This is a genomic window from Haloarcula onubensis, assembly GCF_031624605.1.
Classification (GTDB): domain Archaea; phylum Halobacteriota; class Halobacteria; order Halobacteriales; family Haloarculaceae; genus Haloarcula; species Haloarcula onubensis.
Map to the genome: position 1 here is coordinate 138,320 of NZ_JAMQOS010000002.1, position 16,103 is coordinate 154,422.

Annotated in this window: 19 protein-coding genes; 9 read left to right on the forward strand and 10 right to left on the reverse strand. The window is 70.4% G+C overall.

Annotated features, from left to right (window positions below):
• Positions 1-41 precede the first annotated feature (41 nt).
• The 3 genes from NDI86_RS07425 to NDI86_RS07435 all read right to left on the reverse strand — a co-directional run bounded on the left by NDI86_RS07425 (position 42) and on the right by NDI86_RS07435 (position 1,889).
• A complete protein-coding gene (locus tag NDI86_RS07425) occupies positions 42-341 on the reverse strand; it encodes a CPCC family cysteine-rich protein (RefSeq protein ID WP_310899781.1) in 300 nt (99 codons plus the stop codon).
• A 69-nt stretch (positions 342-410) separates the two neighbouring features.
• Positions 411-695 (reverse strand): DUF6360 family protein, encoded by a 285-nt coding sequence (locus NDI86_RS07430; protein WP_310899782.1) that lies wholly within the window; start codon positions 693-695, stop codon positions 411-413.
• 24 nt (positions 696-719) lie between these two features.
• Entirely contained in the window at positions 720-1,889 is a 1,170-nt protein-coding gene (locus NDI86_RS07435; RefSeq protein WP_310899783.1) for a nicotinate phosphoribosyltransferase, read from the reverse strand.
• A gap of 109 nt (positions 1,890-1,998) precedes the next feature.
• On the opposite strand from NDI86_RS07435, the gene NDI86_RS07440 reads away from it, so the two are divergent.
• Positions 1,999-2,748: a DUF3592 domain-containing protein gene (locus tag NDI86_RS07440; protein ID WP_310899784.1), complete on the forward strand. Its 750-nt coding sequence runs from the start codon at positions 1,999-2,001 to the stop codon at positions 2,746-2,748.
• A gap of 130 nt (positions 2,749-2,878) precedes the next feature.
• Positions 2,879-3,685, forward strand: coding sequence for a DUF3592 domain-containing protein (locus tag NDI86_RS07445; protein WP_310899785.1), 807 nt, complete (start codon positions 2,879-2,881; stop codon positions 3,683-3,685).
• 1 nt (position 3,686) lies between these two features.
• On the opposite strand, the gene NDI86_RS07450 is transcribed toward NDI86_RS07445, so the two are convergent.
• Both NDI86_RS07450 and NDI86_RS07455 read right to left on the reverse strand, forming a co-directional pair.
• Positions 3,687-5,015, reverse strand: a complete 1,329-nt coding sequence (locus NDI86_RS07450; RefSeq protein WP_310899786.1) for an Hvo_1808 family surface protein — start codon at positions 5,013-5,015, stop codon at positions 3,687-3,689.
• Positions 5,008-6,513, reverse strand: coding sequence for an Hvo_1808 family surface protein (locus NDI86_RS07455; RefSeq protein ID WP_310899787.1), 1,506 nt, complete (start codon positions 6,511-6,513; stop codon positions 5,008-5,010). Before NDI86_RS07455 ends, NDI86_RS07450 begins: the two co-directional genes overlap by 8 nt.
• A gap of 75 nt (positions 6,514-6,588) precedes the next feature.
• Here NDI86_RS07455 and NDI86_RS07460 point away from each other — a divergent pair, with 75 nt between their 5' ends.
• On the forward strand, positions 6,589-7,161 hold the full coding sequence (locus tag NDI86_RS07460; protein ID WP_310899788.1) for a cysteine hydrolase family protein: 573 nt from the start codon (positions 6,589-6,591) through the stop codon (positions 7,159-7,161).
• Between the two features lie 10 nt (positions 7,162-7,171).
• On the opposite strand, the gene NDI86_RS07465 is transcribed toward NDI86_RS07460, so the two are convergent.
• A complete protein-coding gene (locus NDI86_RS07465; RefSeq protein WP_310899789.1) occupies positions 7,172-8,014 on the reverse strand; it encodes a DUF8155 domain-containing protein in 843 nt (280 codons plus the stop codon).
• Positions 8,015-8,184: 170 nt separating this feature from the next.
• Positions 8,185-9,357 (reverse strand): MFS transporter, encoded by a 1,173-nt coding sequence (locus NDI86_RS07470; protein ID WP_310899790.1) that lies wholly within the window; start codon positions 9,355-9,357, stop codon positions 8,185-8,187.
• Between the two features lie 79 nt (positions 9,358-9,436).
• Between NDI86_RS07470 and NDI86_RS07475 the strand changes: the two genes are divergently transcribed.
• Together NDI86_RS07475 and NDI86_RS07480 are read left to right on the forward strand one after the other, a co-directional pair.
• Positions 9,437-10,111: a lipoate--protein ligase family protein gene (locus NDI86_RS07475; protein ID WP_310899791.1), complete on the forward strand. Its 675-nt coding sequence runs from the start codon at positions 9,437-9,439 to the stop codon at positions 10,109-10,111.
• A 24-nt stretch (positions 10,112-10,135) separates the two neighbouring features.
• Entirely contained in the window at positions 10,136-11,440 is a 1,305-nt protein-coding gene (locus NDI86_RS07480; RefSeq protein WP_310899792.1) for a dihydroorotase, read from the forward strand.
• 53 nt (positions 11,441-11,493) lie between these two features.
• Here NDI86_RS07480 and NDI86_RS07485 read toward each other — a convergent pair whose 3' ends face one another.
• Both NDI86_RS07485 and NDI86_RS07490 read right to left on the reverse strand, forming a co-directional pair.
• Complete coding sequence (locus NDI86_RS07485) at positions 11,494-11,901, reverse strand: hypothetical protein (RefSeq protein WP_310899793.1); 408 nt, start codon at positions 11,899-11,901, stop codon at positions 11,494-11,496.
• Positions 11,891-12,538 (reverse strand): DUF5806 family protein, encoded by a 648-nt coding sequence (locus NDI86_RS07490; RefSeq protein ID WP_310899794.1) that lies wholly within the window; start codon positions 12,536-12,538, stop codon positions 11,891-11,893. Before NDI86_RS07490 ends, NDI86_RS07485 begins: the two co-directional genes overlap by 11 nt.
• A gap of 129 nt (positions 12,539-12,667) precedes the next feature.
• On the opposite strand from NDI86_RS07490, the gene NDI86_RS07495 reads away from it, so the two are divergent.
• Entirely contained in the window at positions 12,668-13,039 is a 372-nt protein-coding gene (locus NDI86_RS07495) for a universal stress protein (protein WP_310899795.1), read from the forward strand.
• Positions 13,036-13,557, forward strand: a complete 522-nt coding sequence (locus NDI86_RS07500) for a GNAT family N-acetyltransferase (RefSeq protein ID WP_310899796.1) — start codon at positions 13,036-13,038, stop codon at positions 13,555-13,557. Before NDI86_RS07495 ends, NDI86_RS07500 begins: the two co-directional genes overlap by 4 nt.
• Here NDI86_RS07500 and NDI86_RS07505 read toward each other — a convergent pair.
• The gene (locus NDI86_RS07505; RefSeq protein WP_310899797.1) at positions 13,554-13,991 is read right to left on the reverse strand and encodes a universal stress protein; all 438 of its coding nucleotides are present in this window, start codon (positions 13,989-13,991) and stop codon (positions 13,554-13,556) included. The two genes, NDI86_RS07500 and NDI86_RS07505, sit on opposite strands and share 4 nt — an antisense overlap.
• Before the next feature lie 95 nt (positions 13,992-14,086).
• Here NDI86_RS07505 and NDI86_RS07510 point away from each other — a divergent pair, with 95 nt between their 5' ends.
• Entirely contained in the window at positions 14,087-14,557 is a 471-nt protein-coding gene (locus NDI86_RS07510; protein ID WP_310899798.1) for a universal stress protein, read from the forward strand.
• Positions 14,558-14,739: 182 nt separating this feature from the next.
• Complete coding sequence (locus NDI86_RS07515) at positions 14,740-15,831, forward strand: DHH family phosphoesterase (protein WP_310899799.1); 1,092 nt, start codon at positions 14,740-14,742, stop codon at positions 15,829-15,831.
• The last annotated feature ends 272 nt before the right edge of the window (positions 15,832-16,103 follow it).

Sequence of the window (16,103 nt, forward strand, 5' to 3'; positions counted from 1 at the left end):
CGTTCGCTGGGCGTTCCGGCGAGTAGTTACGACGGACCTTCTCAGCGGTCGTAGGGCCAGTTCGGGTCCCGGTCGAAGCTGTCGGGGTCGAGGCAGGTCTCGGCCTCCTCGGGCGCGCAGGCGCCGTACTCGCGGAAGTTCTCCCGCGCCGTCGACAGGGAGACGTGGTTGCTATCCCCGACGTAGTCGCTGTCGCCGAACTGCGTCGGGTCGTCGAGCCAGTGACAGACCGGACAGACCTCGTACGAGCCCGGTTGCCCCTCCGGCAGCGTCCGATAGCCACAACACGGGCAGTACCCCAACTCCCGCGCCGCGGGGTTGCCGGGCGTGTCGGTCGACATACCCCGTGGTATGGCACGACACATCAAAGAACTATCGGGTCGTTCAATTCTCGCGTCGCCCGACTGCGCTCACTCGGACTGGGCCGCCTCGACCTCGTCGGCGTGTTTCTCCAGTTCGGCGGCCATCTCGCGTGCCTGGTCGGCGGTCAGGGTCACCTTGTCCGCGTGGGGCTCGACGTTGTCGAGTTGCGTGTTGTCCATCTCCAGTTGCACGGAGACGTGGTCCGGGTTCTTCTTCGGCGAGGTGACGTTCAACACGGCCATCGCCTCCTCCTCGAAGCCGTGGCCTTCGACTTCGCCGTCGAGCAGGTCGAAGGTCGTGTACGCCGTGACCCGCATGATTCGGTCTACCATACCCTCGCTTTCGCCGCTCGGGCCCTAATCTCCTGCGTTCGCGTCGACACTGTCGAAGCCGACGCGGTCGGCGTCGGCGGCCGCTCGCTCGATGGCCGCGTCGAGGTCGAACTCGCGGACGAGTTCGCCGTCACGGAGCAGGGGTTCCATCAGCGACTCGGCGTCGTCGGGCCCCTCCCGGTCGGCCAGGCCGATGTGATGACCGCCGTCGGCGGTCCGGTACACCGCCTTCGTCCCGGTGAGTTTCCCGCGCTTGGCGGCCGGGTCCCCGTCGACTTCGACGAGGTCGAGCGCGAAGTCCAGCGGGTCGGCGTTCGAGACGTAACTGCCGACGCCGAAGCCGTCGGCCACGTCCCGCAGCCCTCGCAACTCGGCGGGCCCGAGTCCGCCCGAACAGAAGATGTCGACGTCCTCGTGGCCGTAGGCGTCGAGCGTCCAGCGGACCTCGCGGACGATGTGTCGGAAGTCCCCGCGGCGGGACCCGGTCGTGTCCAGGCGGACGCCGTCGAGGTCCTCGACAGCCTCGGCCGCCCGCAGCGCCTCGTCGACCTCGTCGGAGTAGGTGTCGACCAGCGCGATGCGCGGGGTCGACTCGGGGACGGCCTCGTCGAAGGCCTGCCACGCCGCCTCCTGCTCGCCGCGGCCGAAGCATATCACGAGCGCGTGGGGCATCGTCCCGCCCGCCTCGCGGCCGATGACGTCGCCGGCCGCGACGTTCGAGAAGCCGTCCATGCCGCCCAGCAGGGCCGACCGCTCGACCATCGCGCCCAGCGACGGGTGGACGTGCCGGGAGCCGAAAGACAACACCGTCGACTCGGGGGCCGCCCGCCGCGCTTCGAGCGCGCGCGTCGCTATCCCCGTCGGATGGGAGAGGAAGCCAAGCAGCGCGGTTTCGAGCCGGCAGAACTCCCGATACGGGCCCTCGATGCGCAGGACCGGGCCGCCGTCGAACAGCGTCCCCTCGGGCAGGGCGTCGGCGTCGAGCGGGCGCCCCTCCAGCAGGGCCGCGGCGTCTTGCAGCCCGGCCAGCAGGTGCCACTCGCCGGTCGGGAACTGGTCGGCCGTCACCTCCGCGACCACGTCGGGGTTCCGGCCGGCGTGGTCGAGCGACTCGACAGTGCGGTCGAAGTACGCGTCGGTCGCCCGCCCCGAGTCGATGGCCTCGGGCGGGACGATGTCGAACTCGTCGGTCATTACCGCGGCGTTCGCGCGCCGGTAGAAAAAACGAGTCGGTCGGTGGCGGCGACACTGCCGGCCGCTCGACCGGCGGAAAATTTTCCACGACACACACCGATGTTGACATATGCCGAGTCCGCCGCGCGCGTTCGGGCTCATCGTCGGCCTGACGCTGCTGGTCTCCGGCGGCGTGCTGGCCGCGGGCCAGGTCTACCGACTCAACGAGTACGAGTCGACGACCGCCACGATGGAGACGGCTCGAATCGAGACCATCGCCGCCGACGCGGCGTACTCCCCCGACGTCACGTACAGCTACACGGTCGACGGTCAACGCTACTACGGCGAGAACGTCGCCGCCGGGACGGGCATCGTCACGGGCAACCGCGAGAAACTCGACGCCGTCCTCCCGCCGTCGGCCGGGACTGTGACGGTCTACTACAACCCCGGCAGCCCCGACGACGCCTACCTGCTCCGGCGGTACAACTTCTTCCCGGGCGGGGTCTTGCTGGTCTTTGGCCTGTTCGTCCTGACGGACACGCTCACGCCGAACCTGCGCGTCGTCCGCTTTCTCAGCTCCCTGTTCCCCATCGACCTGCTCGAACGGATGCCCGGCGTCGAGCCCCGGACCGTCGCCCACGCCCCCGACGACCCGACCGCCATCCTGGAGAACCGGCAGACCTGGACCGGTCAGGGGCGAGCGCCGATTCGGGGCGGGGCCGTCCCCGCCGTCTGGCTGCTCTGTTACCTCTTGATGGCCGACCTCACCATCGCCTACTTCTGGTTCTCGGGCTGGCCGTACGACCTCTGGGGCGTCCTGACCCCGTTCGTCGTCGCCGCCGGCGTGTTGCGACTGGGCTTTGCGCGCCTGCTGGACTAGACGGTGACGCCCGTCTCCAGCGTCCGGAGTGTCTCCAGAACGGACGGGTAACGGTCGTGCGAGCGACGCACAGTGGCGGAAAATTTTCCACGATAGGCGTCTACGATGACATATGCCGAGTCAGCCGCGCATGCTCGGTCTCGTAGTCGCGCTGACGCTGCTGGTCTCCGGCGGCGTGCTGGCTACGGGCCAGTACTACCGACTCAGCGGGTACGAGTCGACGACCGCCACGGTGGAGCGGGCGCAGGTGCAACCGCAGTACGCCGACGGGGTCGACTCGGCCGACGTCGCCACGACCGCCGACCAGGGGGTCCAACAGCCCGAGTTCGGCCTCCGGGACGTGGTCTATCGGCCGAACGTCACGTACACCTACAGCGTCGACGGCGAGCGCTACACGGGCGAGAACGTCGCCTCCGGGACCGACATCGTCACCGACAACCGGTCGGACGCGGCCGCCTTCCTCCCCGTGGGCCGGGCCGGAGCGACGACGACCGTCTACTACGACCCCGCAGAGCCCGCCGACGCCCACCTGCTCCGGCGCTATAGCTTCTTCCCCGGTGGACTCTTGCTGGTCGCCGGGCTGCTCGTCCTGACGGACACGCTCACGCCGAGCCTCCGCGTCGTCCGCTTTCTCACCGAGAAGGTCCCGTTCGCCACGCTCGAACGGGTGCCCGCCGTCGAGCGGACGGCGCTGACCGACCCGTCGGACGACCCGACCGCCGTCCTCGACAGCCTGCGGACCTGGGAGGGCCGGGAGCCGCCGATTCGGGGCGGGGCCAGCCCCGCCGTCTGGGTGCTCTGTTACCTGCTCATCGCCGACCTCGCCATCGTCTACTTCGCGCTGTCGAGTCGGCCCTACGACCTCTGGGCCCTGGTCCCCGTCGTCGCCGTCGCCACGGGGTTCATGCGACTGGCGTTCCAGCGGCTGGAGCCGTAGCTCAGCCGACAGAACGGTGAATCCCGTCCAGGTCGTCGACCGTCGGGCCGTTGACGACCCGCACTGTCCGCCCCTCGCGGACGACACGGAAGGCGTCGGCGAAGGGGCCGTCGGGGACGACGTAGACGGCCGCACGCGGATTGCGGGCGTCGTGTGCCTCGACGAGCGCGCCGCGGTAGGCGACCGCGAACTCCCTGGCGTCGCGCTCGGTGTCCCAGCGGCTCTCCCAGACGTAGCCGCCGCCACCCGAGCCGTCCCGATAGGGGACCACGCGGTCCCCGGCCCACCCCTCAGAGGGCGTGCTGCGGTAGCTGTAGCGGTCGGCGTCGGTCTGGCCGTTGTGATACATCGTCGCGAAGATGGAAGCCTCGCCGACCGTGTCGCCGACGGGGTCGCGGTCGAAGCGGTCCCACTCGGCGTTCGAGCGGTCGGCGACTGTCACCGAGACGGGCCGTTCGTCCGGATAGCGCTCGGGGTGGATGACCTGCTCGGTGCTGGCGGGGTAGTCCTCGTGGAGCGCGTCGACGGCGTCCCAGCCGCCCTCGTCGTAGACGCTGTCGACGAAGGCCGGCCCGCTGACGTAGGGCTGGACGATGACGGTGAACACGCCGGGATTCCCGCCACCGCCCCCGCCGCCCCCACCGCCCCCGTCGTCGGGCGTCGAAATGCAACTCCAGCGGTTCTCGCAGCGCTGCTCGTAGGTGTTCTGGACGAGGTTCGCTTCGCCCTCGATGACGCCGTCGTGGGACAGTTGCGTGTCCTGTGTCTCGGGCGACCCGTCGAGGCCGAACTGCTGGTCCTGGAGCGCGTGGACGAGTTCGTGGGCCAGCGTCCCCCGGTCGACGACCGGCGTCTCGCTCTCGCTGACGACGACGATGCGGTCCCGGGTCGAGGAGTAGTACCCCAGCACCGAGTCGCTTCGCGTGTCGCTGATGGCCTCGTCGCTGCCCTCTGACTCGCCGACGAGCAACAGCGACTCCCACACCTGGTCGTTCCAGGGGTTCCCGCCGGGGCCGACGCTGCCGTTCGAGCGCGAGCGGTTGCGGTACTCGGCCCGCGAGATGACCTCGACGGGAACGGTCGCGGTGAACTCCCGGTCGCGGATGCGCTCGATACGGGCCATCGTCCGGGCGGTGACGGCCTCACGCTCGCTCTCGTTGAGGCCGTCGCTCGTCGTCACGTCGACGGGGTCGTCGTACCAGTAGCCGTTCTCCCAGCCGATAGTGTCGCCGCCGGGCGGTTCCTCGGGATGACCAAGGAAGGGGAGCGAACAGCCCGCGAGGGCGGCCACCAGGACCAGCGCGACCGCGAGCAGGTGGCGCCTACGCATCGTAGAGTTCGGACAGCTCGGCCTCCGTCGGGGCGTTGACCACGGTGACGGTGTCGCCTTCCACGTGGACGGCGACGGCGTCGGTGAACGGGCTCTCCTCGGCGATGACCCAGTTGCCGCCGGCGGTGCGCTCGCCGCCCCAGTGTCGGACGACTTGCTCCCACGCGGCCGCGAACCGCTCGGCCGACCGCTCGTCCGTCCAGACGGTTCGCCAGACGTAGCCCGTCTCACCGTCCTTCGCGTAGACGTGCAGCCGGCCGCCGTCCCAGCCGCTCGTCCCCGGCAGGTCGTAGTTGTACGGGTCCGCGCGGTCGGGTCGGACCCCGTCGTAGTTGAACAGCCGGGCGGGAGTGACCACGCTCGACTCGTTGTAGTCGTCGAACACCGTGTAGGCCATCCCCGCGGCGATAGCCGACGGGCCGACGGTGGCGTAGTCGGGCCGCCCGCGGTCGGCCGAGGGGCGCACCCGCTCCCAGTCGTCGCTCGGCGGGGCCGGTATCGTCACGCTGTGGGGCTCCCACTCGGGGTAGTCGGCCGGGGTGATGACCTCGCGTGTACCCTCCGGCACGTCGCCGTAGGCGTCGTTGACCGCGTCCCACCCGCCCCGGTCGCGGAGGTCGGCGACGAACGCCGTCCCGTCGGTGTAGGGGAAGTACTGCAGGTAGAAGACCCCGAGATGCAGGTCGCCGCCCCCACCGCCGCCACCGCCCGACTGCCCGGCCGTGACACACGACCAGTTCGCGCCACAGCGGTCGACGTAGGCCAGTTCGGTGGTGCGCGCGTCGCCCTCGAACAGGGCGTTGCGCCCCTGGACACCGTCGCGCGTGCTGGCGTCGCTCTCGATGTCGAACGTCTGGTCCTGGAGCGCGTGGACGAGTTCGTGACCCAGCGTCCGCTCCCCGATGCGGGGCGTCTCCGAGTTCGTGACGATGACGATTTCGTCTCTCGCCGGGCTGTAGTAGCCGAGGACGCTGTCGCCGCGCGCGCGCTCCTGTGTCTCGATGGAGCCGTTGCCCTCGCCGACGAGGAACAGCGCCTCGAACTTCGCGTTGTCGAAGGTCCGGAGCGCGTCGCCGTAGTTGCCGTTTCCGCTCCGGTCCCGGTAGGCCGCCCGCGAGACGGTCGAGACGGGGACGCTCGACTCGAACTCCAGCCCGCGGACGTACTCGACGCGGGCCATCGACCGGTTGACGACGGCCGATAGCTCGGTGTCGTTCAGCCCGTCGCCGTTGTCCACGGCCAGGGACTCGTTGTGCCAGTAGCCGTTCTCCCAGCCGAGACAGTCACTCGCCGGGTCCGGACGGTCGCCGGACGCCCCCTCGGGGACGACGCAGTCGGTCCCCGCGTCGGCGTTCGCCTGCCGGAGTTCCAGCGTGGTGACTTCGCCGGGCGTGTCGGTCCCGGACGGTGGCGTCCCCTCAGTCCCCACGCCCAATCCCTGACAGCCCGCGAGCAGGAGCACCACGGCACAGCAGACGACCGCGAACTCACGTCGCATTAGCGGACTCTGGGGGGGCACGGTGAAAAGTCGAACGCCCAAACGTTCGTAGGCGTCGCGGTCGAAGGTTCAGATATGCAGCTGGACCCGACACAGACGGCCCTCGTGGTCGTCGATATGCAGAACGGTTTCTGCCACCCGGAGGGGAGCCTCCACGCGCCGGAGAGCGAGGCCGTCATCGAGGCCGTCACCGACCTGGTCGAGCGGGCCCGCGACGCCGGCGCGAGCGTCGTCTACACCCGCGACGTCCACCCGCCCGAACAGTTCGACGACGCCCACTACTACGACGAGTTCGACCGCTGGGGCGAACACGTCGTCGAGGGCTCCTGGGAGGCCGAACTCGTCGACGAACTCGACCCCCGCGAGGACGAACTCGTCGTCGAGAAACACACCTACGACGCCTTCCACGAGACGCAACTCGACGGCTGGCTCTCCGCCCGCGGTATCAAGGACCTCCTCGTCTGCGGGACGCTCGCGAACGTCTGCGTGTTGCATACGGCCTCCAGCGCGGGGCTACGCGACTACCGTCCCATACTCGTCGCGGACGCCATCGGCTACATCGAGGAGGCCCACCACGAGTACGCGCTCGACCACGCCGACTGGCTGTTCGGCGAGGTGGCCACGCGCGAGGACATCCAGTTCGACTGAGTCACGACCGTTAGTCGCGGCTGACACTCACCGTCACCGACTCGCCGACCGCGAGGTCGACCCCCTCGCCGACCAGTTTCACGCCGGCCTCGTCCCGGGAACAGAACAGCGCCACGCCGGTGACGGGGTCGCCGTTCGCCAGGACCGTCACGTCGTCCCACGCGACTGTGCGGCCATCGGCCACGCCGACCCGGCGCCCCGCCAGCCGCGCCGTCCCGCTCTCGCCCCCGAGCAGCCCGCCCCAGTCGTAGTGGGGGAGCCCGCCGTCGAGGACGCCCGCCCCGGCTACCGACTCGCCCCCGCCGTCGCCCGCCGCCAGCCCGACGAACCGCTCGCCCGGCGCGGGATGGGTCGGGCTGTCAAGCCGCGCCCACGTCTCGCCCGTGTCGACGACCGTGCCCGTGCCGTCCCACGCCAGCGGTTCGACCTCGACACCCGCCTCGACGGGCAGGGAGCCGGCCGCCCGGTAGGGGTTGGCGTCGGGCGCGCGAAAGCCCAGGTGGATGTGGTTCGGGACCCACGGCGCGAAAAAGCCCGCCCGGACGAGTGCCCCGAGGTCGTCGCCGACGGCGACGCGCTCCCCGGCCTCGACGGCCGGTTTCACGTGGAGCAGGCGGGCGACGTGGTCGCCGGTGTCGACCAGCATCAGGTAGTCGTGCTCGGCGGCGTAGGCTTTCGGCGGCGCTCGCACCGTCTTCGTGTCGAGTACTTCGCCGGCGACCGGCGCGGGTGCGCGGTCGCCCTCGGGGTAGAGGTCGATGGCACACCCCTCGTCGTGGGCCGCGAAGGGGGAGTTGTACAGCGAGAACCGGTAGTACTGCGCCAGGACTCCCCGCGGGACGGTGACGGCCATTGCCGCCGCTTGGGACCCGGCGACGATGTGCCTGTCGTCCGAGGGTTCACAAGCGGTGCCGGGACCAGGGCCGCGTATGACCTGAGCAACACCGCGACGGGGACAGCGGGAGCGCGACACCCCCCGTCGCGAATCGTCGTGTCGCCTGTTCGCCCCGACACGCCCACCGGTCACGCCGTCCGCCACAGCGCGACGACACCGGCCACCAGCGCCACGCTTCCGCCGACGAGCAGCGCCGGCCGGTAGCCCACGCGACTGCCGGCGGCGGCGAACGCGACCGGCCCCACAGTCGCGCCCAGCGAGACGACGCTCGTCCGCAGGCCGAACACGCCGGCGCGGTAGCGCGCGGGCGCCATCGCGCTGACGAGGCCGTCGATGGCCGGCAACACCGCGCCCTGGCCGGCCCCGACGATGAGCGACCCCGCGGCGACGACCAGCGGCCCCGGGGCCAGCCACACTGTCAGGAGTCCGACGCCGTAGGCGCAGTAGCCGGCGGCGACGAGTCGGGCCGGCGCGAGCCGCGCCGCCAGCCGACCGCCGGCGAGCGCGACGGCGGCCGTCGACAGCGCCGCGGCCGAGAGGATGACCCCGATGGCAAGCGACGACTGCCCGAACGTCTCGGCGAGCAGGAACGGGACGGCGGTGAGCACGCCGCCGAACAGGAGAACGTAGGCGGTAAAGGTGGCGCCGAAGACGGCCGTCGCGGTCCGACCGGGGAGCGTCCCGACGCTGTTGCGGAGGTACGACAGCCCGTTCTCGCGGTCGGCGGGGGCGGACGCCCCGAGCCCGTACAGCGCCCACAGCGCCACCGGAATCCCCACCGCGTACAGGAGAAAGGGCGTCTGCCAGGAGCGCGCCCCCAGTGTCCCGCCCAGCAGCGGATACACCGCCGCGCCGATGGAGATGGCCGCGGCGTTGGCCCCGAGCGCGGCGGTCCGTTCGGCGCCCTCGAAGGCGTCGCCCAGCAGCGTCACGCTGAGGCTGAAGACGCCGCTGGCGGCGACGCCCTGCATGGCCCGCAAGAGTAGTATCGACTCGAATGTCGTCACCGCGGCCACCGCCGTGCCACACAGCGCGTACAGCGCGAGGCTCCCGACCAGGACGGGGCGCCGGCCGTAGCGGTCGGCCAGCGCCCCGGCGACCGGCGAGAGCGCGATGCCCGGCAGCGTGTACGCCGTGATGACGAGGCTGGCGCCTTCGTCGCCGACACCGACCACCTCGGCGATGGCCGGCAACAGCGGGCTGACGAGCGTGACCCCGAGGACGCCGACGAGCGTGCTCGCGAGCGCGATTCGGAGCACTGTCGAGCCCCACGGCACGCGGCCGGTCGCTGTCGTCGTCACGGGTCGACCCTCGCCCGGGGCGGGGAAACCGCTACCGCTCTGGCACAGCGGCTATGTCCGCTCGCGCCCTACGCCGGCTATGCGACTCCTCCGGGGGCGGGCGAGCGACCACGAACGCGACCACGAGCGGACGCGTCAGATGGTCGAACGGGTCGCCGACGACGCCGAGCCCGCCCTCCGGGTCTGGACCCCACACCGGCAGGTCGCGTTTGGCCGCCGGGACCGGCGCGCCGAGGGCTACGACCGAGCCCGCGCGGCGGCCAGCGAGCGGGGCTATGTCGTCCTCGAACGCGAGGTCGGCGGCCGCGCCGTCGCCTACACCGGCTCGACGGTGGCGTTCGCGCTCGCTGAGCCGACGACCGACGAGGATATCGGCGACCGGTACGACCGCGTGAGCGGCGCGGTCCGGCGCGCACTCGCCGCCGTCGGCGTCGCCGCCCGCGACGGCGAACCGCCCGACTCGTTCTGTCCCGGCGCCCACTCGCTGCAGGCCGACGGGAAACTCGTCGGCATCGCGCAGCGCGTTCACCGGGACGCCGCCCTGACCGCCGGTGTCGTCGTCGTGCGGGACCACGACGCCATCGGCGACGTGCTCGCGCCGGTGTACGAGGCACTCGCCGTCCCGTTCGACCCGGCCTCCGTGGGGAGTGTGGCCCGGGCCGGCGGGGACACGGCGGGGCTGGTCGACGCGCTGGCGACCGAACTCGTCGGCTCCCGACCCGTCACCGCCCGCGACCGTATCCGGGACACTTAGGAGTTCGCCCGGCCGATGGTGGGTATGCTCATCCGCAACGCCACACTCCCCGACGGCCGGCAACGGGACGTCCGGGTGCGCGGCGAGACCATCGCCCAGGTCGGCCGGGACCTCGCGGCGGACGAGGCGGCGACTATCGACGTCACCGGGAAACGGCTGTTCCCGGGGATGATAGACGCACACGTCCACTTCCGCCAGCCGGGCTACCCCCACAAGGAGACGTGGGCGACGGGCTCCCGCGCAGCGGCCGCGGGCGGCGTGACCTGCGTCGTCGACCAGCCAAACACCGACCCGCCGACCGTCGACGGCGCGGCCTTCGACGCGAAGGCCGACTTCGCCGCCGACTCTGTCGTCGACTGGGGTATCAACGGCGGCGTCACGGCCGACTGGGACCCGGAGAGCCTCTTCGAGCGGCGGCTGTTCGCACTCGGCGAGGTGTTCCTGGCGGACTCGACCGGCGATATGGGTATCGAGCGCGACCTGTTCGAGGACGCGCTCGCGGCGGCCACCGACGCCGGTGTCACGGTGACGGTCCACGCCGAGGACGCCGACTACTTCAACGAGGACGCGACGGTCCGCGAGGACGCCGACGCCTGGAGCGCCTACCGCACCGCCGAGGCCGAAGCGCGCGCCGTCCGTCGCGCCTGCGAGGCCGCCGGACAGGTCGGTGCCCGCATCCACATTGCCCACACCTCGACGCCGGAGGGCATCGACATCGCCGCCGACGCGGGGATGACGACGGAGGTTACGCCCCATCACCTCCTGCTCTCGCGCCGGGACCTGCGGGACCTGGACACCTACGGCCGGATGAACCCGCCCTTGCGCCGCGAGAAGCGCCGTCGCGAGGTCTACGAGCGGGTCGCCGACGGCACCGTCGACATGATTGCGACCGACCACGCGCCCCACACCGTCGCGGAGAAGGACGCGAGCATCTGGGACGCTCCCTCGGGGGTGCCGGGCGTCGAGACGGCGCTGCCGCTCTTGCTCGCGGAGGCGGCCGACCCCGACACCGACCTCGGCTACGAGCGGGTGCGGGACCTGACTGCGACGAATCCGGCAGCCGTCTTCGGCATCCCCCAGAAAGGCGCCATCGAACCGGGCAAGGACGCCGACCTCGTGCTGGTCGACACCACCGAGACGACCGGGATTCGGGCCGACGACCGCCACACCGACTGCGGCTGGACGCCCTTCGAGGGGTTCGACGCCGTCTTCCCCGAGTGGACGATGGTCCGTGGGACCACTGTCTTCGAACGTGACCCCGACGGAGACGTCTTCTACGACCATGCGGGCGAGAACGTCCGCGACGCCGACGGCGAACTGGTCGAGTGACCCAGCGACGGCTGGCGGTCGGCGGCCGTGATGTGCTCGGCGTTCGCTGACGCTTACTCGGGCTCGACCGTCTCTTCCGGTTCCTCGTCTTTCTCCAGCCGGTACGCCGGAACCGGGAGGAGAACGCCGAAAACGAGTCGGTAGACGGCGACCCCGACGCCGCCGCCGGTCAGCGCCGCGGCGCCGATGACGCTGGTCGGGGCCGACAACACGAAGACGAAGCCGGCGCCGACGGCGACGGTCGCGAGGAAGGCCGCCACCGTGGCGACTTCGGGGTAGACGCCCGGCACCACGTCGTGTTCCGCGAGCGACACTGCGGCGGCGATGAGCGCGCCGATAGTTCCGGCGACAACGGGGACCGCCAGCACAGCTTCGAGCCCCCCGCTGAACAGGCCGGTCCCGAGCATGATGGCCGCCAGGAACAGGTCGGATTTCAGGACTGGGACGTCCTCACTTCTCATCGACACCGAACTCGTGGCCACACTCGGGGCAACACACCTCGTCGTGGCGCAGCGCCGCCGAGTGTTCGCGCACTTCGCGCATCACGGTCGAGATGCGGTCCTCGGCCTCCATCTCGTCCTCGACGGCGAGGTCGACACCCTCGACCTCAAGCAGGAACTTCGCGACCTCCGTCGACTCGTACATCACGTCGTCGAGTTCCTCGGCGGTGAAGAAATCGGACATCGCGCCATAGAGGAATGTCGCACCGGCCTTGCGGACCTTCTCCTCGAAGGACGCGCGGGCCTGGTTGACCGCCTGGGGGGTGTAGGTGTCGGTCATGAACGGCACGAGTTCCGGGAGGTTCTCGCCGATTTTCGTCATCTCGACGCCGGTCTCGGTCCGGAAGTCGGCACAGAGGCGGGCGATGGCCCACTCGCGGGCGGTGATGTAGCTCCGCTCGCGCAGGAACTCGTTGGCCCGGTCGTAGGTCCCGCTCTCGATTTTCGTGAAGCGCTCGTACTTCCGGACGTCCTCGGGGACGGCGGCGTCCGTCGGCTGTGGCTCCCCACCCGTCTCGTCGACCTCGTCCTCCGTCTCGTCGGGCTCGTGGGGCGAGACGACCCGTGTCGGCTCGTCGTCTTCCGGCGGCGGTGTCATGGCCGTCTGTGTGTGCCCGCGGCGAAAAAGCGTATCGCCCGACCAGGCCGACGGCGGGCCCGGGAACGTATCACACGGCCTGCAGGACGTGCCACAGGGATTTTTGACAGATGACGGGAATGGCCCTACATGGACATTCTGCTCGGTGTTGGCGGGAGTGAGTTATCGTACCACGCGCTGGAGGAGACCGTCGACCGCGCACAGGCGACCGGTGACGAACTGACCGTCGCAATCTTCCACAACGAGGAAGTGAGCGCCGACACCGACGAGATACAGGACCGGGTCGAGGCGACGCTGACCGAGACTGACTTCGACGCGACGATACGCCGCCTGGAGGGCGACTCTCCGGGGAGCGAACTCGTCGCGCTGGCCGAGAGCGAGCGGTTCGACCGCATCGTCCTCGGCGGCGGCGAGCGCTCGACGCTCGGCAAGATACAACTGGGCTCTATCGTCGAGTTCGTCCTCTTGAACTCCCAGACGCCGGTGACCCTTATCCGATGACGCGCGCCTACCCGGACGAACCGGCCGACGAGTTCCCGGGACCGCCCCGGACTGTCAGCGACCGCGAGGACCGCGATGTGGAGATTCTGGCGGCCGACATGGCCGAGCACGACAGCGTCCTCGAGATGTACCTCTCTTTCGACCCGGCCGACCGAGCCCAGGGTATCCCGCCGGCCCGCGAGGACGCCATCGAGGACTGGCTCGAGACTATCCTCGGCGAGGACACGCTGAACGTCGTCGCGGTCCACGAGGGTAGCGTCGTCGGCCACGCGACGCTGGTGCCGGACCGCCACGGCGAGTACGAACTCGCCATCTTCGTCCTGCAGGCGTTCCAGGGGGCCGGTATCGGCACCAACCTCGTCGAGACGCTGCTGGGGCTGGCCCAGTCCCGGGGGCTCGAGAAGGTGTGGCTGACCGTCGAGCGGTGGAACGACCCCGCCGTCGCGCTGTACCGGAAGGTCGGCTTCGAGACGACCGGCGCCGAGAGCTTCGAGATAGAGATGAGTATCCGGCTCTAGACCGAGAGCACGGGCTGGCTGGCGTATTCGAGCACGTAGGTCGCGGCCCGGCCGACGGCGTCGTCGCTGCTCGCCGCCCGCGGGATGACCAGGAAGTCCGCCTCGACGGCTTCGGCCACGTCGAGGACGACGCTGCCGGGGTTTTGCAGCAGCCGTTTCTGGGAGAAGGCCGTCGCCGTCGAGGTGTCGAGGCGCACGTCGTGGTCCAGTTCGTGTGACCGCTGGCGCACCCGCTCCGTGAACTCCCGGTGGTCCTGTGCGACCGACTCGGCGTCGACGGTCCCCCTGTCGATGTCCCGCCGGAGCCGTTCGTCGAGCACGAACAGGAGGTGGAGCCCGGCGCCGTACCGCTCGGCGATGGCGGTCGCGTACTCCGCGGCTTGCTCGGACCGGTCGCTCCCGTCGACCGGGACCAGCACGAGGTCGATGTCCATCACCACTGTCTGTGACCGGCCCGGGCAAAAAGCCACCCCATCGCCGCCACCGCTGATGGGCGGGCTTTTTGACGGTCGGCCGACCAACGGTAGGTATGTTCGACACGGTGGTCATCGCGACGGACGGCTCCGGCAGCGCACAGCGGGCCGTCGAAGCCGCCCTCGACCTCGCGGGGAAGTTCGACGCGACCGTCCACGCGCTGTACGTCGTCGATTCGGGTGAAGTCGAGTCGACACCCGAGGACGTTCGCGACGTGCTGGAGCGGGCGCTTGCGACGACCGGCGGCCGGGCGCTTACCTTCGTCCGGGAGGCGGCGACGACCGGCGGCGAGACCGAGGCCGACGTCGTCACTGCCGTCCGCGAGGGCGACCCGGCCCCGGAGATTCGGGCCTACGCGGACGAGGTCGATGCCGACCTCATCGCGACCGGGACGCGCGGTCGCCACGGCGACCACGGCTTCCTGCTGGGCAGCGTGGCCGAGGCGGTCGTCCGCTCGGCGCCGATGCCCGTGCTGTCGGTCCGCCAACTCGAGGGCGAGGCAAACCCCGAGCGCGAGGCGGTCTGAGGCGCAGCGCCGTCGTGCTCCCGGCGTCAGTAGGACGCCGGGACCGCCGAAGCCGCACGTCGTTCGTCTTCACGCTCGACGAGCGCTGGACCGCCAGCGAGTCACTGCGCTCCTCGCCGTGTTCCAGGTTTCGGTGAAACCTGGACCGCCGGACTCATTGCCGCTGACTGGCACGTGAGACCATGGACGACTGGCTCATCGACGACGACCGACTCTCTATCGGCCGCAAATCAGTCCTGCCCGGGGAGGGCTTTTTCTACCCCGACTCCTTCGAGGAGGAGAAACGGGAGGCCGAGGCCGCGGAGACGCTCGCCGGCGCGGGCGTCGCGGTCATCGCCGACCCCGACGCCGACGGCCTGGCCTGTACGGCGCTGGTCCGCGAGGCCCACGGCGAGGGGGCCCTCCTCCCCGCCGGGCCCCACAACCTCCAGGAGGCGCTCGCGTGGGCCGCCGAGTACGCCGAGTCCGACGCGACCGTCTACGTCTGTGACCTCTGTCCCGACAGCGCCGAGGACCTGGGCGCGCTCGACGACCTCGTCGCCCGCGTCGAACACGTCGCGTGGTTCGACCACCACCAGTGGGACGAGGACCTCGGTGCCGTCGTCGACGACGCGGGCGTGGAGCGGACCGTGGGCGACAGCGAGGAAGTCTGTACCGCCGACGTGGCACTGGCCGAACTCGACCACGACTTCGACGAGCGGTGGGCCGACCTCGCCGCCGTCACGCGGGACCACGACCTCTGGATTCGCGACGACGAGCGCAGCGACGACCTCGCGGACTTCTCGTACTGGGCCGAACCCGAGGAGTACATCGAGGCCGTCGGCGAACACGGTCCCGACCTCTCGCCGGCGGTACAGGAGTTTCTCGCCGAGAAGCGCGTCGAGAAGGAGGCGCTCATCGAGAAGGCCGTCGAGCGCGCCGAGTTGCGCGAGGTCGGCGAGTGGACCGTCGGCGTGACCTACGGCCGCTGCTCGCAAAACGAGGTCGCCGAGGCCCTGCGCGAGAAAGGCGCCGACGCCGCCGTCGTCGTCAAACCCGCCGGCTCTGCGTCGATTCGGGGCACCGAGAACTTCGAGCGTGCCCACGAGGTCGCCCGGCAGGTCAACGGCGGCGGCCACCCGAAAGCCGCGGGCTGCAAGCCCGACATCTACGACGACATGATGGACTACGCCCACCACTGGACGACACAGGGCGCGGTCGCCAAGCAGGCCATCGTGGACGCGTTCAAGCGCCTCCCCGACGAAGACGACGAAGGCGTGGATACGGAGCAGTAGACCCTCACACCCGGCGGTCGTGAGCGGCGCGAGCGACCGACTTTTTTCGCCCACGTTTTTCGAGGAGCGGTGGTCGAGCATGGCGAGACCACCCGACGATGAAAAAGGTGGGTGTGACGTGTTCAAGCGCCTCCCCGACGAAGACGACGAAGGCGTGGATACGGAGCAGTAGACCCTCACACCCGGCGGTCGTGAGCGACTCGGAACCACCCAGTTCGGCCAGCGAGACGTGACCGACAGTACAGCAAAGTACCAGCCTACTAAATGTCCAC